Origin of the sequence: Zunongwangia sp. HRR-M8 (assembly GCF_027594405.1) — a bacterium.
Lineage (GTDB): Bacteria > Bacteroidota > Bacteroidia > Flavobacteriales > Flavobacteriaceae > Zunongwangia.
The window spans coordinates 2,555,163-2,581,231 of record NZ_CP115161.1 but is presented as its reverse complement, the minus strand read 5'-3'; the positions used below and the strand labels follow the sequence as shown (position 1 = coordinate 2,581,231).

20 protein-coding genes are annotated in these 26,069 nt (G+C 35.9%); all 20 read left to right on the top strand.

Annotation, left to right across the window (positions count from 1 at the left end; genetic code table 11):
* Positions 1 to 6: 6 nt before the first annotated feature.
* Positions 7 to 2,118, top strand: coding sequence for a glycoside hydrolase family 97 protein (locus tag PBT89_RS11105; protein WP_270061966.1), 2,112 nt, complete (start codon positions 7 to 9; stop codon positions 2,116 to 2,118).
* Positions 2,119 to 2,288: 170 nt separating this feature from the next.
* On the top strand, positions 2,289 to 4,133 hold the full coding sequence (locus PBT89_RS11100) for a glycoside hydrolase family 13 protein (protein ID WP_270061965.1): 1,845 nt from the start codon (positions 2,289 to 2,291) through the stop codon (positions 4,131 to 4,133).
* A gap of 317 nt (positions 4,134 to 4,450) precedes the next feature.
* Positions 4,451 to 5,437, top strand: coding sequence for a 6-phosphofructokinase (gene pfkA / locus PBT89_RS11095; protein WP_270060916.1), 987 nt, complete (start codon positions 4,451 to 4,453; stop codon positions 5,435 to 5,437).
* Between the two features lie 17 nt (positions 5,438 to 5,454).
* A complete protein-coding gene (gene gap / locus PBT89_RS11090; protein WP_270060917.1) occupies positions 5,455 to 6,453 on the top strand; it encodes a type I glyceraldehyde-3-phosphate dehydrogenase in 999 nt (332 codons plus the stop codon).
* Between the two features lie 97 nt (positions 6,454 to 6,550).
* Positions 6,551 to 7,408, top strand: a complete 858-nt coding sequence (locus tag PBT89_RS11085; RefSeq protein WP_270060918.1) for an N-acetylglucosamine kinase — start codon at positions 6,551 to 6,553, stop codon at positions 7,406 to 7,408.
* 53 nt (positions 7,409 to 7,461) lie between these two features.
* Positions 7,462 to 8,997 carry a YifB family Mg chelatase-like AAA ATPase gene (locus PBT89_RS11080; protein ID WP_270061964.1) on the top strand — a complete coding sequence of 512 codons (1,536 nt, stop codon included), beginning with the start codon at positions 7,462 to 7,464 and terminating at the stop codon, positions 8,995 to 8,997.
* An 85-nt stretch (positions 8,998 to 9,082) separates the two neighbouring features.
* Positions 9,083 to 10,234, top strand: a complete 1,152-nt coding sequence (locus tag PBT89_RS11075; RefSeq protein ID WP_270061963.1) for a DUF2891 domain-containing protein — start codon at positions 9,083 to 9,085, stop codon at positions 10,232 to 10,234.
* A 4-nt stretch (positions 10,235 to 10,238) separates the two neighbouring features.
* Positions 10,239 to 11,450, top strand: coding sequence for an Nramp family divalent metal transporter (locus PBT89_RS11070; RefSeq protein WP_270061962.1), 1,212 nt, complete (start codon positions 10,239 to 10,241; stop codon positions 11,448 to 11,450).
* Positions 11,451 to 11,555: 105 nt separating this feature from the next.
* Positions 11,556 to 12,293, top strand: a complete 738-nt coding sequence (gene pxpA / locus PBT89_RS11065) for a 5-oxoprolinase subunit PxpA (protein ID WP_270061961.1) — start codon at positions 11,556 to 11,558, stop codon at positions 12,291 to 12,293.
* Positions 12,290 to 13,024 (top strand): 5-oxoprolinase subunit PxpB, encoded by a 735-nt coding sequence (pxpB, locus tag PBT89_RS11060; protein WP_270061960.1) that lies wholly within the window; start codon positions 12,290 to 12,292, stop codon positions 13,022 to 13,024. Before pxpA ends, pxpB begins: the two co-directional genes overlap by 4 nt.
* A 1-nt stretch (position 13,025) precedes the next feature.
* Complete coding sequence (locus PBT89_RS11055; protein ID WP_333474133.1) at positions 13,026 to 13,877, top strand: biotin-dependent carboxyltransferase family protein; 852 nt, start codon at positions 13,026 to 13,028, stop codon at positions 13,875 to 13,877.
* Between the two features lie 583 nt (positions 13,878 to 14,460).
* Positions 14,461 to 15,087, top strand: a complete 627-nt coding sequence (locus PBT89_RS11050; RefSeq protein WP_270061958.1) for a response regulator transcription factor — start codon at positions 14,461 to 14,463, stop codon at positions 15,085 to 15,087.
* 86 nt (positions 15,088 to 15,173) lie between these two features.
* A complete protein-coding gene (locus tag PBT89_RS11045) occupies positions 15,174 to 16,694 on the top strand; it encodes a carbon-nitrogen hydrolase family protein (RefSeq protein WP_270060926.1) in 1,521 nt (506 codons plus the stop codon).
* A gap of 456 nt (positions 16,695 to 17,150) precedes the next feature.
* A complete protein-coding gene (gene ilvD / locus PBT89_RS11040) occupies positions 17,151 to 18,824 on the top strand; it encodes a dihydroxy-acid dehydratase (protein ID WP_270061957.1) in 1,674 nt (557 codons plus the stop codon).
* Positions 18,825 to 18,835: 11 nt separating this feature from the next.
* The gene (gene ilvB / locus PBT89_RS11035; RefSeq protein ID WP_270061956.1) at positions 18,836 to 20,569 is read left to right on the top strand and encodes a biosynthetic-type acetolactate synthase large subunit; all 1,734 of its coding nucleotides are present in this window, start codon (positions 18,836 to 18,838) and stop codon (positions 20,567 to 20,569) included.
* Positions 20,569 to 21,108: an acetolactate synthase small subunit gene (gene ilvN, locus PBT89_RS11030; RefSeq protein ID WP_270060929.1), complete on the top strand. Its 540-nt coding sequence runs from the start codon at positions 20,569 to 20,571 to the stop codon at positions 21,106 to 21,108. The genes ilvB and ilvN overlap by 1 nt, the downstream gene beginning before the upstream one ends.
* Positions 21,105 to 22,580 carry a ketol-acid reductoisomerase gene (ilvC, locus tag PBT89_RS11025; protein ID WP_270061955.1) on the top strand — a complete coding sequence of 492 codons (1,476 nt, stop codon included), beginning with the start codon at positions 21,105 to 21,107 and terminating at the stop codon, positions 22,578 to 22,580. Before ilvN ends, ilvC begins: the two co-directional genes overlap by 4 nt.
* The gene (gene ilvA, locus PBT89_RS11020; protein ID WP_443089595.1) at positions 22,581 to 23,855 is read left to right on the top strand and encodes a threonine ammonia-lyase IlvA; all 1,275 of its coding nucleotides are present in this window, start codon (positions 22,581 to 22,583) and stop codon (positions 23,853 to 23,855) included.
* A 383-nt stretch (positions 23,856 to 24,238) separates the two neighbouring features.
* A complete protein-coding gene (locus PBT89_RS11015; protein ID WP_270061954.1) occupies positions 24,239 to 24,868 on the top strand; it encodes a GNAT family N-acetyltransferase in 630 nt (209 codons plus the stop codon).
* A 13-nt stretch (positions 24,869 to 24,881) separates the two neighbouring features.
* A complete protein-coding gene (locus tag PBT89_RS11010; RefSeq protein ID WP_270061953.1) occupies positions 24,882 to 26,063 on the top strand; it encodes an argininosuccinate synthase in 1,182 nt (393 codons plus the stop codon).
* Positions 26,064 to 26,069 lie beyond the last annotated feature (6 nt).

The following is a 26,069-nucleotide window of genomic DNA, read 5'->3' as shown; positions in this document are numbered from 1 at the left end:
ATAATTATGAGAAATTTTTTAGTAGTAGTAAGTATTTTTTTGGTCTCGGCGCTAGGGAGATCGCAAGAATTATCGTCGCCGGACGATAATTTTAAAATGAAATTTAATTTGAAGGATGATGGTTCTCCTACCTACCAACTTTTTTATAAAGGCAAGGAAGTTATAAAACCCAGCAAATTAGGTTTAGAACTTAAAGATGATGAAAAATCATTAGTAAACTCTTTTGAAGTTACCAATACAGAAACGTCAACTTTTGATGAAACCTGGAAACCGGTTTGGGGTGAACAATCTGAAATTCGAAATCAGTATAACGAGTTGGCAGTGACGCTAAATCAGCCATCAGAAGATCGAAAAATGATTATTCGATTTCGTTTATTTAACGATGGTCTAGGTTTTCGATATGAATTTCCGAAGCAAAAAAATTTAGTGTATTTTGTGATTAAAGAAGAGCATACACAATTTGCGATGACGGGCGATCATACCGCTTTTTGGATTCCCGGAGATTACGATACGCAGGAGTATGATTATACAAAATCCAAATTAACCGAAATACGCGATAAGTTTGATGGAGCAGTGACTTCTAATGCATCACAAACACAGTTTTCTAAAACTGGAGTACAAACTTCTTTAATGATGAAAACTAAAGAGGGTTTGTATATTAATTTACATGAAGCTGCTTTAAAAGACTATTCGTTAATGAGTTTAAACTTAGATGATAAAAATTTAATTTTTGAGTCTTGGTTAACTCCAGACGCACAAGGTAACAAAGGGTATATTCAAGCGCCGGCAGTTTCTCCTTGGCGAACCATTATGGTGAGCGATGATGCACGAGATATTTTAGCATCTAATATTACCTTAAATTTAAACGAACCCAATAAAATTGATGATACTTCTTGGATAAAACCGATTAAATATATTGGTGTTTGGTGGGAAATGATTACCGGTAAAAGTAGTTGGAATTATACCAATGAGCTGCCATCGGTAAAATTAGGAGAAACCGATTTTTTTAAAGTAGAACCTAATAAAACGCATGGAGCGAATACTAAACACGTAAAAGAATATATAGATTTTGCTGCTGAAAATGGTTTTGATGCCGTTTTAGTTGAAGGATGGAATGAAGGTTGGGAAGATTGGTTTGGAAAATCGAAAGATTATGTATTCGATTTTGTAACTCCATACCCAGATTTTGATGTAGAAGAAATTCAAGAATACGCTGAATCTAAAGGCGTAGAAATGATGATGCATCATGAAACTTCTAGTTCTGTAAGAAACTACGAACGTCATTTAGATACAGCGTACCAGTTCATGAAAAAATATGGTTACAATTCGGTTAAAAGCGGTTATGTAGGCGATATTATCCCACGTGGAGAATTTCACTACGGGCAATGGATGGTAGATCATTATTTATACGCGGTTAAAAAAGCAGCTGATTATAAAATTATGGTAAATGCCCACGAAGCTGCTCGACCTACCGGATTACGTAGAACCTGGCCAAATTTAATAGGAAACGAATCGGCTAGAGGGACTGAATATCAAGCTTTTGGTGGCTCTAATCCTAATCATGTTACTATTTTACCTTTTACACGTTTAATTGGCGGCCCTATGGATTATACACCGGGTATTTTTGAAATGGATATTAGTAAATTAAATCCTGATAACAATTCTCATTTAAATGCTACCATTGCCAATCAATTAGCCTTGTATGTAACCATGTACAGTCCGTTACAAATGGCTGCTGATCTTCCTGAAAATTATGAACGTTTTCCAGATGCTTTCCAGTTTATAAAAGATGTGGCGGTAGATTGGGATAAGAGTTTGTATTTAGAAGCTGAACCGGGCGATTATATTACGATTGCTCGAAAAGCAAAAGGAACCGGAAATTGGTTTGTAGGAAATGTGAATGGAAATGAATCAAGAACGTCAAAAATCAAACTTGATTTCTTAGAAGAGGGTAAAAAATATGAAGCCACCATTTATGCTGATGCTAAGGATGCGCATTATAAAACCAATCCACAAGCCTACAAAATCACTAAAAAAACAGTGACCAACCGAACTACTTTAAAACTGACTTCTGCACCGGGCGGAGGTTATGCCATAAGTATTTTCGAGAAAGAATAGTCTTTTTAAAATATAAGTTTTCAAAAAATAAAATTAGAAAATACTATCCCGGGCTTGCTCCGGGATAGTGTTTTAAAACCATTCATTGTAAAGGATTTATCCAACCTACAAACTGCTTAAACTTATAAACCAAGGTTTAGGAAGAAAAAATGCTAGCTAAAACGTAAATAATGAAAAAAAATATAAGCCTTAATCTTGTTGCACTTTTGCTATTATTTTCAGGAGTAATACAAGCGCAAATCGATAAAATGGAACCACCTTTTTGGTGGAGCGATATGAAGCTGCAAGAACTTCAGATCATGTTCTACGGAAAAAATATCGGTACATACGAGGTTTCTTCAGAAGATGAAGTAATCATCAATACTATTCGGAAAACTGAAAATCCAAATTATGTGTTTGTAACCATCAATTCAGGCGATCTTGCTGCTGGAGATTACGAATTTACTTTCAGTAAAAAAGGAAAAAAAACCATCACAAAAGCTTTTGAATTAAAACAACAAGCCAAGGGTTCAGCCTTGCGAGAAGGTTTTGATGCCAGTGATGCTATTTATCTAATTATGCCCGATCGTTTTGCCAATGGCAATCCAAAAAATGATTCTTCAGCAGAAATGCAGGAAAAAGCCGATCGTTCTAAACAAGGTGGCCGCCATGGTGGCGATATTCAAGGTATTATCGATCATTTAGATTATTTAGAAGATTTGGGAGTAACCGCACTTTGGAGTACACCTTTATTGGCAGACGATGATGCTGAATATTCGTATCATACGTATGCGCAAAGTGATGTGTACAGGATCGATCCTCGTTACGGAACTAACGAAGATTATAAACGCTTAGCCGATGCGCTTCATCAAAAGGATATGAAGTTGATTATGGATTATGTAACCAACCATTGGGGAAGTGAACATTGGATGATTAAAGATTTGCCAACTTACGATTGGATACATCAATTTCCGGGTTACGAAAACTCAAATTATAGAATGACCACACAATACGATCCGCACAAATCGGAACGTGATTTTACCTATTGTGTGGATGGTTGGTTTACGGGTACGATGCCCGATTTGAATCAGAGTAACCCTTTGGTGCTTAATTATTTAATTCAGAATGCGATCTGGTGGATCGAATATTCTGGTTTAGATGGTTTTCGTGTAGATACCTATTCGTATAATGATAAAAAAGGTATCGCAAAATGGACAAAAGCAATCATGGATGAATATCCTAATTTCAATATCGTTGGAGAAGTTTGGATGCACGATCAGGCGCAAATAAGTTACTGGCAAAAAGATAGCCCGATTGGTGCTATTCAGGATTACAATTCCAATTTACCATCGGTAATGGATTTTACTTTGCACGATGCGATGACATCGATGTTTAATGAGCCAGATGCCAGCTGGGATCGTGGAATGATAAAAGCTTACGAGAATTTTGTAAATGACTTTTTATATGCCGATACCGATAATTTATTGGTGTTTATGGGGAATCACGATACCGGTAGATTTAATGAAATTTACGATGGTGATTTCCGGAAGTACAAAATGGCGATGACGATGATTGCTACCGTAAGAGGGACGCCGCAATTGTATTATGGAGATGAAATAGGAATGCGTGGCGATAAAGCTAAAGGTGATGGTGCGATTCGACAAGATTTTCCCGGTAGTTGGGAAGGCGATGAGCAATCTGCTTTTACTGCGGAAGGAAGAACGGAAACTCAAAATCGATATTTTGACTTCACTTCAAAATTGTTGAATTTCAGAAAAGAAAATGAAGTGCTGCAATTTGGCAAGATGCTTCAATTCTTACCTGAAAAAAATGTGTATGTGTATTTTAGATATAATGATGAAAACCGTGTAATGGTGGTAATCAATAACAGTGCTGAAGACCAGATTTTAGCTCTAAAAAAGTATGCTGAAGGAATCCAAGATTCGACATCTGGGAAGGAAATTATTTCCGGAGAAAACATTCAGCTAAATGAAACTTTACGTATTAAGGCTCAGGATGCCATGTTAATTCAATAGGAATCAATATTGAGTGAGGAGAAGTTTAATTATTAAATTTTTAAAGAAAATCTTCAAACTCAATCCTCACGTTTTTAAACTATAATTGCCAATGAATTTTAAATATTTAGAAAGCGAAAAAGTTTTCGGATTGTAAAAAATCCTATAATATGGGATATTTACCTTAGTAATATAAAATTTTAATAAACTGATAATAAAATTCACAAAATCCTAAAAACAGTCTCATTTTGAGACTGTTTTTATTAGTTATTAACCGCAATCGATTTAGTTGTGAATGAAATTAGGTTATAATTAAGATTTAAAATAGATTTGAGGTGATGGCAAATAAAATAAAAAAAATTGGTGTCTTAACATCTGGAGGTGATGCTCCCGGAATGAACGCCGCAATACGAGCGGTCGTTAGAGCTTGTTCTTTTTATAAAATTGACTGCGTTGGAGTTTATCGTGGCTATCAGGGCTTAATGGAAGGAGACTTCGAAGAACTGAATGCGAGATCTGTACGTAACGTCATAAATAAAGGTGGTACTTTCCTTAAATCTGCCCGCTCTATGGAGTTTAAAACCAAAGAGGGTAGAAAACGAGCTTACGAGCAATTAACAAAAAATAACATTGACGCTTTGGTTGTTATAGGCGGAGATGGTACTTTTACTGGTGGAATATATTTTAGCCAGGAATTTGATCTTCCAATAGTAGGTATTCCGGCCACAATCGATAATGATATAAGTGGTACAGATTTTACTTTAGGTTACGATACAGCTTTAAATACTGTTGTTGAAGCTATAGATAAAATTAGAGATACAGCAAGTTCTCATAATAGATTATTCTTTATCGAAGTTATGGGAAGAGACGCCGGCGATATTGCACTGAATAGTGGAATTGGAGCAGGAGCAGAGGAAATTCTAATTCCTGAAGAAGATGAAGGCTTAGAGCGAATGCTCGAATCGCTTAGAAAAAGTAAAATGTCCGGCAAACTTTCTAGTATTATCGTTGTCGCTGAAGGAGAAAAGAGCGGAAAAAATATTTTTCAGCTCGCAGAACATGTAGAAGAGCAGCTAGAGGGTTACGACATAAGAGTATCTGTTTTAGGACATATTCAGCGAGGTGGTAGGCCAAGTTGTTTTGATCGTGTTCTGGCAAGCAAATTAGGAGTAGGAGCTGTAGAAGCTTTAATAGACGGCGACTCTAAGGTAATGATTGGTTTAAGCCATCAAAAAGTTGTTCGCGTTCCACTTACCACCGCTATCAACGGTGAAGCAAAATATGATAAAGAATTAAGGAGGGTGGCAGACATCACTTCAGTTTAAATTTTAAAAATAGAAAAATGAGTACAAAAATTGGAATTAACGGTTTTGGCCGTATAGGGCGTATTGCTTTTAGAATAGCAGCTCAAAGTGAGAAAGTAGAAGTAGTAGCTATCAACGATTTATTAGATGTAGATCATTTGGCTTATCTTTTAAAATATGATTCTGTACACGGTAAATTTAAAGGTTCTGTTGAAGTTAAAGACGGAAGTCTTATCGTAGACGGAAAAACAATTAGAGTAACTTCTGAAAAAAATCCAGCAGACCTTAAATGGAAAGATGCAGGAGTAGAAGTTGTTTTAGACTGTACTGGTATCTTTACAGATTTAGATAATGCAAAAGCTCACCTTGAAGCAGGCGCTAGAAAAGTTGTAATTTCTGCACCTTCTAAAACTGCTCCAATGTTTGTTATGGGAGTAAATCATAACGAAGTTACTGCAGATCAGGATATCGTTTCTAACGCTTCTTGTACTACTAACTGTCTTGCACCACTTGCAAAAGTGATTGATGATGAGTTTGGTTTAGTAGAAGGATTAATGACAACTGTACACGCATCTACTTCAACTCAATTCACTGTAGATTCTCCATCTAAGAAAAACTTTAGATTAGGACGTAGTGCTATGGCTAACATTATCCCTAGTTCTACTGGTGCTGCTGTTGCTGTAACCAAAGTAATTCCTTCACTTAAAGGAAAACTTACCGGGATGGCTTTTAGAGTTCCAACTACAGATGTTTCTGTTGTGGATCTTACAGTGAAAACTGAAAAAGCTACTTCTTACGAAGAAATTAAAGCAGCTTTCAAAAAAGCAGCTGATGGAGATTACAAAGGTGTGATTTCTTATACAGATGAGGCTGTAGTAAGCCAGGATTATGTATCAGATGCTCATACATGTAACTTTGATGCTGAAGCTGGTATCGCACTTAATGATAACTTCTTCAAGTTAATCGCATGGTACGATAATGAGTATGGATACTCTTCAAAACTTATCGATTTAGCTGCTCACGTAGCTTCTCTATAATTAACTAATTTTAAGCCTGAAAAGTTATGCGTTAATTCAGAATTTTGAATTTGCATAGTTTTTCAGGCTTTTTTATCTCTAATCAATACCTAAACAAATGATACTAATAGCAGATGGTGGCTCTACAAAGTGCGACTGGATTTTGATGGACGCTTCCGGAGAAAAGATATTTAAAACCAGAACTAAAGGATTAAATCCGGCTGTATTTCCAGAAATAGTATTAGAACAACGTATAGAAGAAAATGCAGATCTAAGGGAAGTAAAAGACAAAGTACAACGAGTTCACTTTTTTGGTGCTGGATGTGGTACTGCAAAGCCAAGTGCGCTATTAGCAGGAATTATTGGTAATTTCTTTACCAATGCAGATGATGTAATGGTAAAAGAAGATATGGTCGCTGCTGTTTACGCTGCTACTACAGAACCTGGTATCGTTTGTATTCTAGGAACGGGATCTAACTCTTGTTATTTTGATGGAGAGAATATTCATCAATCTGTGGCGTCTTTAGGATACATTTTGATGGATGAAGCTAGTGGTAATTACTTCGGAAAAAGATTGATCCGTGACTATTACTACAAAAGAATGCCCCCTGAATTGGCGGTTAAATTTGAAGAAAAATTTGACTTAACCAGTGATGAAATTAAGAAAAATATCTACCAGAAGGACAATCCAAATACTTATTTGGCTTCTTTTGCAGAATTCATTTTTGCTAATGAAAGAAATGGATATTTTTACAAACTAGTACACGAAGGATTAACCGATTTTATACATTCTAGAGTTCTTTGTTATCCAGAATGTCGTACAACACCGGTACATTTTATTGGTACTATCGCTTATTTTAGCGAGGATATTATTAAAGCCGTGCTTCAACCTTACGGTATAGAAGTAGGGAATATCGTTAGACGTCCTATCGATGCTTTAGTAGAACATTATCGTAAAAATGTGTTAACTGCTTAAATAACAGTTTACTAAAAAGAATATTTTACTAGATTTAAAGAAACTTTCTTTAAATGCTGGTAAAAGTTTATGGTAGTGCTGTTTTTGGAGTAGAAGCAACAACTGTTGCAGTTGAAGTAAATATAGACAAAGGCATAGGCTACCATTTAGTAGGATTGCCAGATAATGCGGTAAAGGAAAGCAGTTTTAGAATTGCCGCAGCATTACAAAATAACGGATTTAAATTTCCGGGAAAAAAGATTATAGTGAATATGGCTCCGGCCGATCTTCGAAAAGAAGGATCGGCTTACGATCTTACTTTTGCTATCGGTATTTTGGCAGCTTCTGGCCAAATTAAAGCCGAAAATATTTCAGAATACATAATAATGGGAGAATTATCCCTTGATGGAAGTTTACAACCCATCAAGGGAGCACTTCCTATTGCCATAAAGGCAAAACAAGAAGGTTTTAAAAACTTTATCTTACCGCAGCAAAATGCCAAAGAAGCGGCGATAGTTTCAGATATTAAAGTCTTTGGCGTAAATAATATTAAAGAAGTTTGCGATCACTTTGATAAAGCTATAGAATTACCTGAAACCACAATCAACACTCGAGAAGAGTTCTATAATCACTTAGATCATCCCGAGCATGATTTTGCCGATGTAAAAGGACAGGAATCTATCAAACGATGTATGGAAATTGCCGCAGCCGGAGGGCACAATATCATTTTAATTGGCCCACCGGGAGCCGGTAAAACAATGCTTGCTAAAAGATTACCAAGCATTTTACCACCTATGACTTTACATGAAGCATTAGAAACGACTAAAATTCATAGTGTTGTTGGTAAAATAAAAGATCATGGTTTAATGGCTCAGCGACCTTTTAGAAGTCCACATCATACAATTTCAGACGTCGCACTTGTTGGAGGTGGCGCTTATCCGCAGCCGGGAGAGATTTCACTTTCACATAACGGAGTTTTATTTTTAGATGAATTACCCGAATTTAAACGTAGTGTTTTAGAAGTGATGCGACAGCCTTTAGAAGATCGCGAGGTTACCATTTCTAGAGCTAGGTTTACAGTAACTTATCCTTCCAGTTTTATGTTGGTTGCTAGTATGAATCCCGGCCCAGGAGGTTATTTTAATGATCCAGATGCCCCGGTAACTTCTTCACCAGCCGAAATGCAACGCTATTTAAGCAAAATAAGCGGTCCTCTTTTGGATCGAATAGATATTCACATTGAAGTTACTCCGGTTCCATTCGATAAACTTAGCGAAGAAAGAAAGGGAGAAAACAGTATCGATATTAGAAAACGAGTAACTAAAGCCAGAGAACTACAGACTCAAAGATTTCTAGAGTACGAAAATATACATTATAATGCGCAAATGGGAACTAAGCAAATTTCAAGATTTTGTCGTTTGGATTTGGCTTCAAAAGATTTATTAAAATCGGCGATGGAGCGCTTAAATCTTTCTGCAAGAGCTTATGATCGAATATTAAAGGTCTCCAGAACAATTGCCGATTTAGAAGCTTCCGAAGAAATTAAAGCAATGCACATAAGCGAAGCCATTCAATATCGAAGTTTAGATAGAGAGGGCTGGTTGGGCTAAATCTTTTTGCTTTTTAGCAAGACCTTTAAATTTTTGTAATTAATTTTTGATAAATTGTTCCTGAATTTTCAATCCATTTCGATTCATGAAAAAAATAGTGCTTGTTCTTGCAGCTTTTAGTCTTTTTTCCTGCAAAAAAGAAACAGCTAGTGATCCAGAGCAAAAAGAGGAAACCTCATCTGATTCTTTAATTGATGTAGAGACAATTACAGAAACTATAAATCCTGAAACTACTGTCGAATTTACGCTAGAAGAAGCAAATCGTCTTGCTGAACTTCCGTTAGAATGTGTTGAAACACAATATCCTAATAAATTAAGCCAAACGCTGGAAAATGCCGAAGCTATAGGGGAACCTAAAGAATTGCATCCTGCATTTTTTGGTTGTTTCGATTGGCATAGTTCTGTACATGGACATTGGTCTTTAGTGGCACTTTTAAAACGTTTTCCTAATCTTGATAAAGCAGACGAAATTCGCGAAAAATTAAAAACATCCTTAACCGCCGAGAATATCAAAGCTGAAGTTGATTACTTTAAAAGACCTCAGGCTTTGAGTTATGAGCGTACTTACGGCTGGGCTTGGTTATTGAAACTTGCAGAAGAATTAAAAACCTGGGATGATCCTATGGCAGTTCAACTCGATAAAAATTTGCAACCGCTTACGGATTTAATTGTTTCAAGATATTTAGAATTTTTACCAAAATTAAATTATCCAATTAGGGTAGGAGAGCACACAAACACTGCTTTTGGTTTAGGTTTCGCGTATGACTATGCGGTAGCTGCTAACAATAGAGACCTGCAAGAAATTATTTCCAAAAGGGCCAAAGATTTTTATTTGAAAGATGATAATTGCCCCATTGCTTGGGAGCCTAGTGGGTATGATTTTTTATCGCCCTGTTTGGAAGAGGTAGATATAATGAGAAGAATTATGCCTAAAAATGCATTTTTTCTATGGATAGAAGACTTTATGCCAGAACTGATGGAAAAAGATTTTTCTATTGAAGTAGGAGAAGTTTCTGATAGGAGTGATGGTAAGCTCGTACACTTAGATGGCTTAAACTTTAGTCGTGCCTGGGTTTTTAATGGTTTAGCCGATACTTATCCAGAAAAATTTGGGCATTTAAGCTCGCTTGCGGACAATCATTTATCTTATTCTTTTCCTAATTTGGTAGGAGATTCTTACGAAGGTGGGCACTGGTTAGGAACTTTTGCAATTTATGCTTTAAGCAGAGATAAATAATAATTTGAAGAATTATCTCAAAGAATTAGGTCCGGGAATCTTAGTTTCTGCGGCTTTTATAGGACCAGGAACTGTAACGGCCTGTACTTTGGCAGGTGTTAACTTTGGCTATTCTTTACTTTGGGCATTATTACTTTCCATTTTTTCATGTATCATTTTGCAGGAAATGGCGGCCAGGTTGGGTGTAGTTTCTCAAAAAGGATTAAGCGATAATATTCGAGCCGAGATTAAAAATCCTTTATCGCGATTCCTTGCTCTTGCTTTAATTTTTTCAGCGATTGTTATTGGTAATGCAGCTTACGAAGCCGGTAATATTACCGGGGCTGTTTTGGGGTTAGAGGCCGTTTTTGGTGAGCAACATGTAAGTTTATCAAATTTTGAAATAAATCTTTGGAGTCTGGCTGTTGGAGCGGTAGCTTTTGCGATTCTTTGGATAGGAACTTATAAAGTTTTAGAGAAGATTTTTATCGCGTTGGTCATATTAATGAGCCTCGCATTTATTATCACCGCTATATTCGTAAAACCTGATATTACTGAAATTTTAAATGGATTTATACCGAATAATATTTCCAGCGGAATTTTAGGGGTCATCGCTTTGGTAGGGACTACTGTAGTGCCTTATAATTTGTTTTTGCACGCTTCGTTGGTTAGTGAAAAATGGAAAGGAAAAAAGTATCTTAAAACAGCTAAAATCGAATTGATTATTGCGATAGTTTTGGGCGGAATCGTTTCTATGGCGATCTTAATTTGCGGTGGAGCTTCTGGATTAGATGGCGTAAACAATGCGGTAGATCTGGCCGAAGGTTTAAAACCTGTTTTTGGAGATTTTGCCTCCTGGTTTATGGCTATTGGTCTATTATCCGCCGGGATTACCTCTTCGATCACAGCGCCACTTGCGGCCGCTTATGTGGTAAAAGGTTGTTTGGGATGGCAAACTAATCTTAAGTCGGGTAAATTTAAGGTAGTCTGGGCAAGTGTGGTCATTTTGGGTGTTTTCTGCTCTTCTTTAAAGATTCAGCCAATACAATTAATTCAGTTTGCACAAATTGCCAACGGAATATTACTTCCGGTCATTGCGATTTTCCTATTTTGGGTAGTGAATAAAACCTCAGTATTAGGTGATTACAAAAATACACTTACTCAAAACATTTTTGGTTTTATCGTCATTGCTATAGCTGTATTTCTGGGAGCAAAATCAATCTACACGGTTTTATAAAATGGCCTTATAAACTTCAAATCTTAGCAATATACAAGGCTTATCATTTCTTTTGCACTTTTCTACGGAAAAAACTTTATATTAAAATCCTAGAAAAATAAGACCATGAAAGAGATAGATATTAATTGCGATCTTGGTGAAGGTGGTGATTACGATCATTTGTTAATGCCCTTAATTTCCAGTTGTAATATTGCCTGCGGTGGCCACGCTGGTGATCTAGGTATAATGGAAAAAACATTAGATATTGCCATAGCAAATAAAACCAATATTGGTGCACATCCATCTTATCCTGATAAGAAAAATTTTGGAAGAAGATCGATAGCGATTTCTGCGGAAGCTCTAAAAAAAAGTATCCAGGATCAGGTAATATCTTTACAACATATTGCTGAAGAAAAAGGAGCGAAACTACATCATGTAAAACCTCATGGAGCACTTTATAATGATGCAGCAAAAGATGAAAAAATAGCACAAATTGTAGTGGAAAGTATGCTGGAAATCAAAAGCGATTTTAGTCTTTTTGTACCACTTAATTCTGTTATTTCTGAAGTTGGAAAAGGCAAAATAAATATGATTTTTGAAGCTTTTGCAGATCGAAATTATGAAGCTGATTACTCATTGGTAAGTAGGTCGAAATCGAATGCAGTAATCGAACAAAAAGAGGCTATTTTCAATCATGTTTTAGGCATGTTCCAGGAGCAAAAAATTACAGCAAAAAATGGCCAAATTTTGCCCTGTAAAGCAACTACTTTTTGCCTGCACAGCGACACCAAAAATTCAGTTGAAATTATACGATTTTTACATCAAAAATTTTCCGAAGAAAATATAAAGATCAAAAACACATGAGTAAGGAATTACCGCAAATTTCTTTGTTAGGCGATAGCGCAATTTTGGTTCAGTTTGACCAAATTATAAGCGAGAAACTACTAGAAAAAGTATTGTTTTATAAAAGATTGATTCAGCAGCTTTATGTTAAACAAAAAGTTGAAGTAATCAATACATATAACTCGATATTAGTTAATTACTTTGTTACTATAGAAGATGCTTATAGTGACCTAGAAGCCGTTAAAGAGGTTTTTCAGCATAACAATAATACAAAAAATATAGATAGTCGTGTTTTTGAAATCCCCGTGTGTTATGATCTTGATTTTGGTATCGATCTTGAACTTATTGAAAAAGAGAAAAAACTGGAAATTTCAGAAATAATTTCACTGCATACAAAGCCAGAATACCGAGTTTATTTTATGGGTTTTTTACCCGGATTTTTATACCTGGGTGGGCTAGATAAAAAACTTCAGATTTCAAGAAAATCACAACCCCGAATGAAGATCGAAAAAGGGGCTGTGGGAATTGGTGAAAATCAAACAGGAATTTACCCAAAAGTGAGCCCCGGTGGTTGGCAAATTATTGGTAATTGTCCGCTTACTTTCTTTGATAAAAATGAAGATATTCCTACGCAAATTTTGTCGGGAGATTGCATCAAATTTAAGAGTATAGATAAGCAAGAATATAGGCAAATAAAGGAGCAAATTAAACACGGGAATTTTCAACTTAAAAAACTAGAGCGAAATGGGTAAAATGAAAGTTTTACAACCGGGACTTTTTAGTAGCATTCAGGATTACGGAAGATTTGGGAATATGAAATACGGCGTTCCCGCAAGCGGAGTAATGGATCGATATGCAGCAAGAACTGCTAACCTTATGTTGCGGAATGATGCGAATGATGCAGTTTTGGAAGTTACCATGATGGGGCCTAAACTAGAATTTACCGCCGCAACAAAGATCGTAATTTCAGGAGCTTTTCTTAGTCCGAAATTGAATGCTAACGAACTTGAAAATAATACAGTCATAGAAATTTCTAATGGCGATATTCTAAGTTTTGGAAGAAGAATTTCTGGATGCAGGGCTTACGTGGCAATTTCCGGTGGTTTTGCCACGGAAGAAATTTTAGGAAGTAAAAGCTGGTATGAAGGAATTAGCGACCATCAGAAGTTACAAAAGGGAATGGAAATTCCTTTTACTGAAGATGCATTAAGTAAAATTGAAACCTTTGCAGCTTTAAAGTTTGATGATAAGTATTTAAGATCTTCGAAGATTGAAGTCTATAAAGGGCCAGAATTCGATTTTCTTTCAGAAGAAAAAAAATCCCAATTGGAAGCTTCAGAATTTAGTATCGATCAAAACAATAGCAGAATGGCGATACAGTTGCAAGAAGAATTATCAAATGAGCTCGACCCTATAATTACAGGACCGGTAATTCCCGGTACGGTGCAATTAACACCTTCAGGAAAATTAATTGTCTTAATGAGAGATTGTCAAACTACTGGAGGTTATCCAAGAGTTTTGCAGTTAACAAGTGAGGGTATAAGAACTATTGCTCAAAAATTAACAAACGAGAAGATTAAATTTTTGATTCAGGAATCGCTGTAAAATAAAAAAGTGCCGACTAGATGTTTAACGAAGTAATAAAGACCCTACTCAGAATTACTTCACAATCTATCGACACTTTTTTGCCCCAAAACACCTTAGCTAACTAAAATGATATTTCAAATGTAGTTTAAAAGATTCGCATAACAAAGGGGAAAAAGCCCCATTTTCGTTAAAAATTCTTTGTTAGGGCAATATATACGTTCATAATAGCCTTTAAAACCACTTTTTTTATCAAAAACGTTAAACTAAATTTTTTAAGCGTTAATTTTTAAAACGCTCTAGCATAGTAAAATGATGGGAAAAGTAGATTATGAGAACAAATAAATTCAATTTTTTAGGTATTAATTTTAAATTTTATAGTTGAAAGTAGATCACTTAAAAATTTTTATGCTAAACAGAGTGATGTTTTTATGAAAGGTATTTCCAACTTGTATTAAATCGAAGAAAGAAGCTATGCAATTCAAATTTTAGCTTTTATTATTTTAAACATTAGTATTTTGAAATTTAGGTAAGCGTTAAATTTCTTTTGTAGCTTTTTCACTTCCCTATCTTTGCACTATCCAAAGCAAACCTGATTAGTATAATGAGCAAATCGATAGTTATTGTTGATGATCATACACTTTTTGGCCAATCCTTAAAGATTCTGATTAATTCCTTTAAAGATTATCGTGTAAAAGCGGTTTATAAGAACGGAAAAGAACTTCAGGATAATCTTAGAATGATGGATCTGCGTCCCGACATTATTCTGTTGGACGTGCGTATGCCAGTGATGGATGGGTTAGAAACAATGCAGTGGTTAAAACAAGAATTTCCGAAGCAAAAAGCTATGGCACTAACCATGGAGGATGACGAAGATACGCTACTAAGAATGTTAAGTTATGGGTGTAGGGGTTATCTTTTAAAAGATATAGATCCAGATAAATTCAAGCAGGCTTTAGATCATGTGATTAATACAGGTTATTATGTAGATAATGAGTCAATGGCTCAGCTAGCGAAAAAAGAATCTCTCAAAAATGTGTTTTCTGAACGGGAAGTAGAACTGCTTAAGTATGTTTGTTCTGAAATGACCTATAAAGAAATTGCTTCAGTAATGCATCTTAGTCCAAAAACCATTGATGGATACCGTGAAAGCCTATTTACTAAACTAAATATAAAGAGTAGAGTAGGTCTTGCCGTTTATGCAATTAAAAATAACTTTTATACAATTTAATATTCCCTGTTTTTAGCTTCATTTTTTGAAAATCTAAAGTTTTTGATAGTATCTTCGTTACGCAATAAAACATGCGTTTATAGAAGATGGAGACACCTACGATCGAGCTAAGAAACCTAAAAGTTCAGGATTATAAAGAGCTTAAACTTTCGATGATTAAAAGCTACAGCGGGATGCCAGAGGATTACTGGAGCGAAGCTGAAATAAAAACCTTAGTAACAAAATTTCCCGACGGTCAGTTTTGTATCGTTATCGATAACAAAATTGCTGGTTGCGCTCTTTCTATAATCGTAGATTACGAAAAATTTGATGAGAATCATACTTATGATGACATTATAGGAGGTGATAATTTTTCTACCCATTCCAAAAAAGGAAATGTATTGTACGGGATTGATGTTTTTATACATCCAGAATATCGAGGCAAACGTTTAGGAAGACGTTTATATGAAGCTCGAAAAGAACTCTGTGAACAACTTAACCTGAAGTCGATTGTATTTGGTGGGCGTATCCCAAATTATGCGAAATATGCCAAAGAGCTAACACCAAAAAAATATATCGAAAAGGTGAAATTACAGGAGATTCATGATCCTGTTCTTTCTTTTCAGCTCTCCAACGATTTTCATGTTAAGAAAGTAATTAAAGGATATCTTTCTGGAGATCATGAAAGCAAAGAGTATGCAGTTTTAATGGAGTGGAATAATATTTATTATACCAAAGCTCAAAAACTTATAGAAAGTAAGAAGACTGTTGTAAGATTAGGGCTGGTACAATGGCAGATGCGTTTATTTAAAGATTTTGATGCGCTGGTTTCGCAAATTGAATTTTTTGTAGATGCTGTAAGTGATTATCAAAGCGATTTTATTCTTTTTCCTGAATTGTTTAATGCACCGCTAATGGCAGAGTTTAATCATTTAAATGAAGCTGAAGCAATTCGAGGACTATCAACTTATACTGAAAGATTATTAGAAGTTTTTATCGATTTTGCGATAAATTATAATATCAATATTATTACCGGTAGTATGCCCCAGGTAATTGGCGAGCATATGTATAATGTAGGATTTTTGTGTCGTCGCGACGGAAGTTATGAGCGCTACGAAAAACTGCATATTACTCCGGCAGAAGAATCTGCCTGGGGAATGAAAGGCGGAAGTAAATTACAAACTTTCGATACCGATTGTGGTAAGATTGGGGTGCTCATATGTTACGATGTAGAATTTCCAGAACTACCAAGACTTTTAGCTGAAGAAGGAATGAATATTTTATTTGTACCATTTATGACCGATACTCAAAATGGATATTCTCGAGTAAGAATTTGCGCGCAATCGCGAGCTGTGGAAAATGAATGTTATGTTGCGATTGCAGGCTCTGTAGGAAACTTGCCGAAAGTGAATAATATGGATATTCAATATTCGCAAAGTGCCGTATTAACACCGTCGGACTTTGCTTTTCCGGTAAACGGTGTTAAGGCTGAAGCTACACCAAACACTGAAAGTACCTTACTTGCAGATGTGGATTTGGATTTACTTAAAGAACTCCACAATTTTGGAAGCGTTCGAAATTTGAAAGATCGCAGAAAAGATCTTTATTCCATTAAACTTAAAAAATAAGATAAAACTTAATCTCCTAAAAAAATAATGCTTAAGTTTATCATATGAATTACAAAAAAGAACGCGTTATTTCTTCAATTATTGAGGTCATTTTAATTTTGAAAAACTGACAATAGGAGAAGATGTATACGATTTATATAAAAGAAGCCATCTCTCGAGATGGTTTTTTTTATGCTTTGTCTAAAGTACTAATTAGACTATATGTTTTTTAAAGCTGTTGTTTTTCCTTTAAAACTAAAGGTGTTTTAAGGATAATAATGCTGTTCATGTTAAATCAGTGAAAAATTGTATGTTTTTTGAATGTTTCAGCAATCGTAATACTAAAGGTTTTAAATGTTTAATTATCAAATGATTACAAAACAAAATCTCCGCTTGAAGACAATTAAGTAAACTAGGCTAAAATATAGAGGCATTTAGAAGACGGTAATTTTATCTAACCAGAAGAGAAAATTAGTAATGAATAATAAGTATAGTAGTATTTTAACTCAAAGTGACTCCCAACCGGCGTCACAGGCCATGCTTCATGCGATAGGCTTAACTAAAGAAGATTTCAATAAACCTTTTGTAGGAATTGCAAGTACAGGATACGAGGGCAATCCTTGTAATATGCATTTAAATGATCTCGCTAAATTGGTAAAAGAAGGAACTCTTTCTGCCGATCTTGTAGGATTAATTTTTAATACTATCGGAGTAAGCGATGGTATTTCTATGGGAACTCCGGGAATGCGTTTTTCACTACCCTCAAGAGATATTATAGCAGATTCTATGGAAACTGTGGTGAATGCTATGTCTTACGATGGTTTAATTACGGTAGTAGGTTGTGATAAAAATATGCCGGGAGCTTTAATGGCCATGTTAAGAATAAATAGGCCTTCGGTTTTAGTGTATGGTGGTACTATTGCTTCGGGATGTCATAATGGTAAAAAACTGGATGTTGTTTCAGCATTTGAAGCTTGGGGAGCTAAAGTTAGTGGCGATATAGATAAAGAAGAGTATGATAGTGTAATTGAAAAAGCTTGTCCTGGTGCAGGAGCTTGTGGTGGCATGTATACTGCAAATACTATGGCTTCAGCAATAGAAACTTTAGGAATGTCTTTACCTTACAATAGCTCGAATCCTGCAGTAGGAGAAGAGAAAAAGACTGAAAGTGTAAGGGCAGGAGAAGCTATGAAACTTCTTATAGAGAAAGATCTAAAGCCCAGAGATATCGTAACTAAAAAATCTTTGGAAAATGCAATTCGCTTGCTAACGCTTTTGGGAGGTTCTACCAATGCAGTATTGCACTTTTTGGCTATTGCACGTTCAGCAGAAATTGATTTAGGTATAGAAGAATTTGGTGAAATAGTAGATAGTACGCCATTTTTGGCCAATCTGAAGCCTAGCGGCAAATACGCAATGGAAGATATTCATAGAATTGGTGGTATCCCTGCGGTGCAAAAATATATGCTTAAACACGGCTTGCTACATGGTGATTGTATGACGGTTACTGGAAAAACTCTAGCTGAAAATCTTGAAAATGTACCTGATTTAGAAGAAGGTCAGGATGTAATATATCCAATCGATCAGCCAATCAAAAAGACAGGACATATTAGAATTCTCCACGGAAATTTAGCTGAAGAAGGATCTGTTGCTAAAATTACCGGAAAAGAGGGAATGAGCTTTACTGGAACAGCAAAAGTTTTTGAAAGCGAATATGAAGCAAATGACGGGATTTCTGAAGGTAAAGTAAAGAAAGGCGATGTTGTTGTGATTCGATATGAAGGTCCAAAAGGAGGTCCTGGTATGCCAGAAATGCTAAAACCAACTTCCGCAATTATGGGGGCAAAACTAGGTAAAGATGTTGCTCTTATTACAGATGGTAGATTTTCTGGTGGTACACATGGTTTTGTAGTGGGACACATTACCCCTGAAGCCCAGGAAGGCGGAATGATCGCTTTACTAAAAGATGGAGATAAAATTACAATTAGTGCAGAAGACGATTCTATACAGGTAGATCTTACTGATGCAGAAATTGAAGAAAGAAGAAAAAACTGGAAAGCACCTGCTTTAAAATTTAGCAAAGGTGTTTTATATAAATATGCGAGAACAGTTTCATCGGCATCAAAAGGATGCGTAACTGATGAGTTTTAATTTGGTGAATTATGGAAGTAAAAACAGCTAGTTTCGAAAAGACATCGGCAGATACTTCAACTACTGTTTCTGGAGCAGAAGCGGTAATTAAGTGTTTGTTAGAAGAAGGCGTAGAGACAATATATGGCTACCCAGGCGGAGCCATTATGCCGGTGTATGATGAATTGTACAAATACCAAGATAAAATTCACCACGTCCTTACCAGGCATGAGCAGGGAGCTACTCATGCTGCACAGGGATATGCGCGCGTAAGCGGTAAGGTTGGGGTTGCTGTAGCAACTTCTGGCCCTGGCGCAACTAATCTGGTTACCGGAATTGCAGATGCTCAAATAGATTCTACCCCTATGGTATGTATTACCGGGCAGGTTGGCTCGCACTTACTTGGTAGTGATGCTTTTCAGGAAACTGATATTGTAGGTATTTCTACACCAATTACTAAATGGAATTACCAGGTTACACGTGCTGAGGAAATTCCTGAAGTTATAGCAAAGGCATTTTATATAGCAAAATCTGGTCGTCCAGGGCCTGTTTTAGTTGATATTACTAAAGATGCTCAATTCGCTTCATTAGAATTCAATTATAAAAAATGTAAAGGAATTCGTAGTTATAAGCCAAACCCGGAGGTTGATTCTTCCCAGATAGAAAAAGCTGCAGAAGCTATAAATTCAGCAAAAAAGCCTTTAATCGTATATGGTCAGGGAGTAATTCTTGGTGAAGCAGAATCTCTTTTTCAGGAATTTGTAGAAAAAACAGGGATTCCTGCAGCTTGGACAATTTTAGGTGTTTCAGCATTAGGAACTAAACATCCTTTAAATGTAGGTATGGTAGGAATGCATGGAAATTATGCACCTAACGTTCTAACCAACGAATGTGATGTACTTATTGCTATTGGGATGCGTTTTGATGATAGGGTAACCGGTAATTTAGAACATTATGCTAAACAGGCCAAAGTTATCCATATGGAAATCGATCCTGCGGAAATAGATAAGAATGTAAAAGCTGATTTTCCTGTATTAGGTAATGTAAAAGAAACGCTGAAGTCACTTTTAGAATTGGTTCAGCCTAAAGAGCATAAAGAATGGCATAATAAGTTTAAAGAATTATATAAAATTGAATACGATAAAGTCATAAGCCTTAACCTTGATGTTAATAAGAAAGACATGGGCATGGCTGAAGTTATTCAGGAAATCAATAGAAATACAGATGGAAAGGCGGTAATCGTTTCAGATGTAGGACAGCATCAAATGGCGGCGTGTCGATATGCCGAATTTAAACAAACACGAAGCAATGTTACAAGTGGCGGTTTAGGAACTATGGGATTTGCCCTTCCTGCTGCTATTGGTGCAAAAATGGGAGCACCAGAAAGAGAAGTTGTAGCGGTAATTGGAGATGGTGGTTACCAAATGACCATTCAGGAATTAGGAACAATCTTTCAAACAAAAGTTCCTGTTAAAATTGTGGTTTTAAACAACGGATTTTTAGGAATGGTGCGCCAGTGGCAACAATTATTTTTTGATCGCAGGTATGCTTCAACTGAAATGACTAATCCAGATTTTGTGACGATTGCTAAAGGATATCATATAAAAGCCAATCGCGTAACAGATCGATCTCAGCTGAAAGATGCTATTGCAGAAATGATCGCTTCAAAAGAATCGTATTTCCTTGAAGTAAAAGTAGAGCAGGAAGAAAATGTATTTCCAATGGTTCCAACAGGAGCTTCTGTTTCAGATATAATTTTAGAATAATGGAAAAGAAAAATTTCACCGTTTCGATATATACCGAAAATAACCTGGGCTTGTTAAGCCGAATTGCAGCTATTTTCTTAAAACGACATATTAATATAGAAAGTATTACCGCGTCACCCAGTGAAGTGCCAGAAGTAATGCGTTTTATTATAGTTGTTGAAGTAACCGAAGAGCAAATCAAAAAGATTGTTGGTCAGATCGAAAAGCAAATCGAAGTGATCAAAGCATTTTATCATACTGCTGAAGAGATGATCTATCAGGAAACTGCTTTATACAAAATTAAATCTTCAGACTTTTTAGACGATTTGGATGTGCAGGCGTTCATAAAAGCAACAAATGCTCGCATTGTAACGGTTACACAAAAATTCTTTGTAATAGAAAAAACCGGAAAGAGGCATGAAGTAAACGAATTGTACGAAACACTTAAGCCTTATGGTTTGATGCAGTTTGTACGTTCAGGTACCATCGCGGTAACTAAAAACGAAATGCCAATAACAGGAATATTAGAACAATTTAATACTACAAATTCAATATCATGACAAACTATTTTAACAGCCTTTCTTTACGAGAAAAATTAGCCCAGCTAGGGACATGTAGGTTTATGGAACTAGATGAGTTTAGCGATGGAGTGGCTGCATTAAAAGATAAAAAAATAGTTATTGTAGGATGTGGATCTCAAGGCCTTAATCAGGGATTAAACATGAGAGATAGTGGTCTTGATATTTCTTACGCGCTTAGAGAAGGAGCGATTAAGGAAAAAAGACAGTCTTACAAAAATGCAACTGAAAACAATTTTACAGTTGGAACTTACGAAGAGTTAATTCCATCGGCAGATTTGGTGATTAATCTTACTCCAGATAAGCAACATACAGGAGTGATTAATGCTATTATGCCACATATTAAAAAAGACGGAGTGCTATCGTATTCTCATGGTTTTAATATTGTTGAAGAAGGGATGCAAATTAGAGAGGATATTACCGTAATTATGGTAGCTCCTAAGTGTCCTGGTAGTGAAGTAAGAGAAGAATACAAAAGAGGTTTTGGGGTACCAACATTAATTGCTGTACATCCAGAAAATGACCATTTAGGTATTGGTTTAGAATGGGCTAAAGCTTATGCTTACGGTACTGGTGGTCATAGAGCAGGAGTGCTACAATCTTCATTTGTTGCTGAGGTAAAATCAGATTTAATGGGCGAGCAAACCATTCTTTGCGGATTGCTTCAAACAGGATCTATCCTTAGTTTCGACAAAATGGTTGCAGATGGAGTAGAACCTTCTTATGCTGCAAAATTAATTCAGTATGGATGGGAAACTATTACAGAAGCACTTAAGCATGGCGGTATTACCAACATGATGGATCGTCTATCTAATCCTGCAAAAATTAAAGCTTTTGAAATTTCAGAAGAATTAAAAGAAATCATGCGTCCGCTTTTTCAAAAACATATGGACGATATTATTTCTGGAGAATTTAGTTCTAGAATGATGAAAGATTGGGCGAATGACGATAAAGAATTATTAGAATGGAGAGCCGCTACCGGTGAAACTGCATTTGAAAAAAACGAAGCTTCTGAAGAAGAAATTTCAGAACAGGAATATTTCGATAAAGGTGTGCTAATGGTAGCCATGGTGAAATCTGGTGTAGAACTGGCTTTTGAAACTATGGTTGAAGCTGGTATTATTGCAGAGTCTGCTTACTACGAATCTTTACACGAAACTCCGCTTATCGCAAATACGATTGCCAGAAAGAAATTGTTCGAAATGAACAGAATTATTTCTGATACCGCAGAATATGGTTGTTACCTTTTTGATCATTCCTGTAAACCACTTATCAAAGATTATGTAAATGCTTTAGATAAAGATTTAATTGGTCATAATTTTGGAACAGAAGAAACTGGAGTAGATAACCTTGAATTAATTGCGGTAAATGATGCTTTAAGACAACATCCTGTAGAAAAAGTAGGAGGTACGCTTAGAAAAGCCATGACTGCAATGAAAAGAATATATGAATAAATGATGGATACTACTGCATTGGCACAAATATATAAACCGAGTATAGAAGCTGTTAAACAGGCGTCTGAAAGAATATCTAAAGTTGTAGTTCATACTCCCTTAGCCGAATCCTTTACGTACAGTAATCGTTTTGGCGCGAATATTATGTTTAAAAGGGAAGATCTACAGCAAGTACGCTCTTACAAAATTAGAGGAGCGTATAACAAGATAGCCAGTTTGCCTAAAGACCAGCTAGAGAAAGGGGTAATTTGTGCCAGTGCGGGAAACCATGCACAAGGCGTAGCATTTGCCTGCAACAAGTTAAAAGCTAGAGGTGTAATTTATATGCCAAGTACGACGCCAAGCCAAAAAGTAGCCCAAACAAAAATGTTTGGCGGAGAATGGGTAGAGGTTGCTTTAGAAGGTGATACTTTCGATGATTCCTTTAAAAACGCTACGATAAGAGCAGGAGAAGAGGATCTTGTTTTTATACATCCATTTGACGATGAAAAAGTGATTGAAGGACAGGCAACAATAGGATTGGAGATTTTGCAACAATCCAAAGAGCCTATAGATTATGTTTTTGCACCTTTAGGAGGTGGAGGTTTATTAGCTGGTGTTTCTTCAGTTTTCAAAGAATTATCTCCTAATACTAAGATTATCGGTGTAGAGCCAGAAGGAGCTCCTTCGATGTCTGCTTCTTTAAAAGAAGGAAAATTGATAGAGTTGGAAAAGATCGAACGTTTTGTAGATGGTGCAGCCGTGCAAAAAGTAGGAAGTCGAAATTTTGAAATTTGTAAGCAAAATCTAGATAAAATGGTTACGATTCCTGAAGGTAAAATATGCCAGACGATCTTAGATCTTTACAACCAGGATGCAATCGTGGTAGAACCCGCGGGAGCGATGTCGATTTCTGTTTTAGATTTTTTTGCTGAAGAAATTAAAGGCAAGAATGTAGTGTGTATCGTAAGCGGAAGCAACAACGATATTACCCGTACTGCTGAAATTAAAGAAAGAGCCTTACTTTATGCTGGTTTAAAACATTATTTCGTAGTGACTTTCCCTCAAAGAGCAGGCGCTTTACGAGAGTTTTTGGACAAGGTTTTAGGGCCAACAGATGATATTACACATTTTGAGTATTCAAAAAAGCACGAAAGGGAAAATGGACCTGCTGTGGTAGGGATTGAACTTAAGGATAAAACTGATTTTCAACCGCTGTTAAAGAGGATGAAAGACCGAAATTTTTATGGCAGATATCTTAACGATACTCCAGATTTATTTCAATTTATTATTTAGTGAAAAAAGTTTTTGAAAGTCCGTTTATAAAACCTACATTTACGTTGTGAATACACAAAATCAAATAATATTAACTGATAATCAATACCGCATGTGGTAATGTTTATATTAATCCTTTTAATTAATATTATTTGAAATCTTTACTTTGAAAAAAACACTAAACATACAGCAAATATTAGAAAGCCTTAAAGAAGGTTTACAAGATTGGATTGCCCGTTTTAACAGGCCATCAACTCCTGCTGTTGTTCTTGTTCCCGTACGCCGTCGCCGCTTTCCCCGCCGCACGTCGGTGCGTGTATAATTTTATGGAACTTAGGTGAGTCCGGTTCCCCTTTCAGTCAGAATTTCAATTTATTTTTTCAATCTTAATAATCGTTTAGCAAATGAAGATTATCATTGCTAATAAATCTCATGCAAAATTTGCAGAGATTATCTGTACAACTATAGAAGAATCTGCCAAAATTCGCGGCACAGGAATCGCTCGTCGTACGCCAGAATATGTGATTACCAAAATGGAAAATGGTAATGCCATTATTGCTTTAGATGGCGAAAAATTTGCCGGCTTCTGTTATATTGAAACATGGAGTCACGAGAAGTATGTAGCAAACTCTGGATTAATTGTACATCCAGATTACAGAAATCAGGGCTTAGCAAAAGATATTAAAAAAGCCGTTTTCGATTATTCAAGAAAAAAGTATCCAGAAGCAAAGATTTTTGGAATTACTACAGGCTTAGCCGTGATGAAAATTAATTATGAGCTGGGATACCAACCTGTTACTTTTTCTGAACTCACCGATGATGACGCGTTTTGGAAAGGCTGCCAAACCTGTAAAAATTACGATATACTAACCCGCACCGAGCGTAAAATGTGTTTGTGTACTGGTATGCTTTACGACCCTGAGAAGAAGAAAAAAGAGAAAAATAAGCACGATCTCAACGAAAAAACATTTACTCGTTTAAAAAATATCAAACAAAGTCTTTTCTACAAAAAAGAAAAAAATAACCAAGATTAAAACCTACCCAAAAATGAAAAAAGTAGTTATTGCCTACAGCGGCGGATTAGATACTTCATATTGTGCAAAATCACTATCTAATGAAGGTTTCGAAGTTCATGCAGTAAGTGTGAATACCGGAGGATTTTCAAATGAAGAAGTTCAACATATCGGAGAAAACGCCAAGAAAATTGGAGCAACCACCTATAAAAATATTGATGCAGTTTCTTCATTTTATGACAAAGTAGTAAAATATTTAATTTTTGGGAATGTTTTAAAAAATAATACTTACCCGCTTTCGGTGAGTGCTGAACGAATTGTACAAGCCATTGAAATTATTAATTACGCCAAAGAGATTGGCGCTAAATATATTGCTCATGGTAGTACCGGCGCAGGTAACGATCAAGTGAGATTCGATATGATTTTCCAGATTATCGCTCCAGAGATCGAAATTATAACTCCAATTCGAGATAAACAATTAAGCCGACAGGAAGAAATTGAATATTTAAAAGCGAACGGAGTAGAAATGAACTGGGAAAAGTCTAAATATTCAGTAAACAAAGGACTTTGGGGAACTAGTGTTGGTGGTGCTGAAACCTTAACTTCTCATGAAGCTTTGCCAGAATCGGCATTTCCATCGCAACTTTCAGAAACAGAAGTTGGGAAAATTAGTCTGAGTTTTACCAAAGGTGAGCTTACAGCTATCAATGATAAAGAAGATTCACCAGAAAATAATATTCAGGTTCTTGAAGAAATCGCTAAAAAATATGCGATAGGAAGAGATATTCATGTTGGCGACACCATTATTGGAATTAAAGGAAGAGTAGGCTTTGAAGCCGCTTCAGCAACAATCATTATTAAAGCGCATCATTTATTAGAAAAGCATACGCTTAGTAAATGGCAATTACAACATAAAGATTATGTGGCGAATTGGTACGGAACACATTTACATGAAGGCCAATATTTAGATCCGGTAATGCGAGATTTTGAGGCTTTATTGCAAAGTTCTCAGGAACGAGTAACCGGGAAAGTTTTTGTGAGCCTGCATCCTTACCGATTTAATTTAGACGGAATTTCATCTCCTTACGATTTAATGAACAGCAATTTTGGTAATTATGGCGAAGAAAATAAAGCCTGGACAGCTAACGATGCTAAAGGATTTATCAAGATTTTATCGAATGCAGGTAAGATTTACCAATCAGTAGAAAATAATTAATCGAAA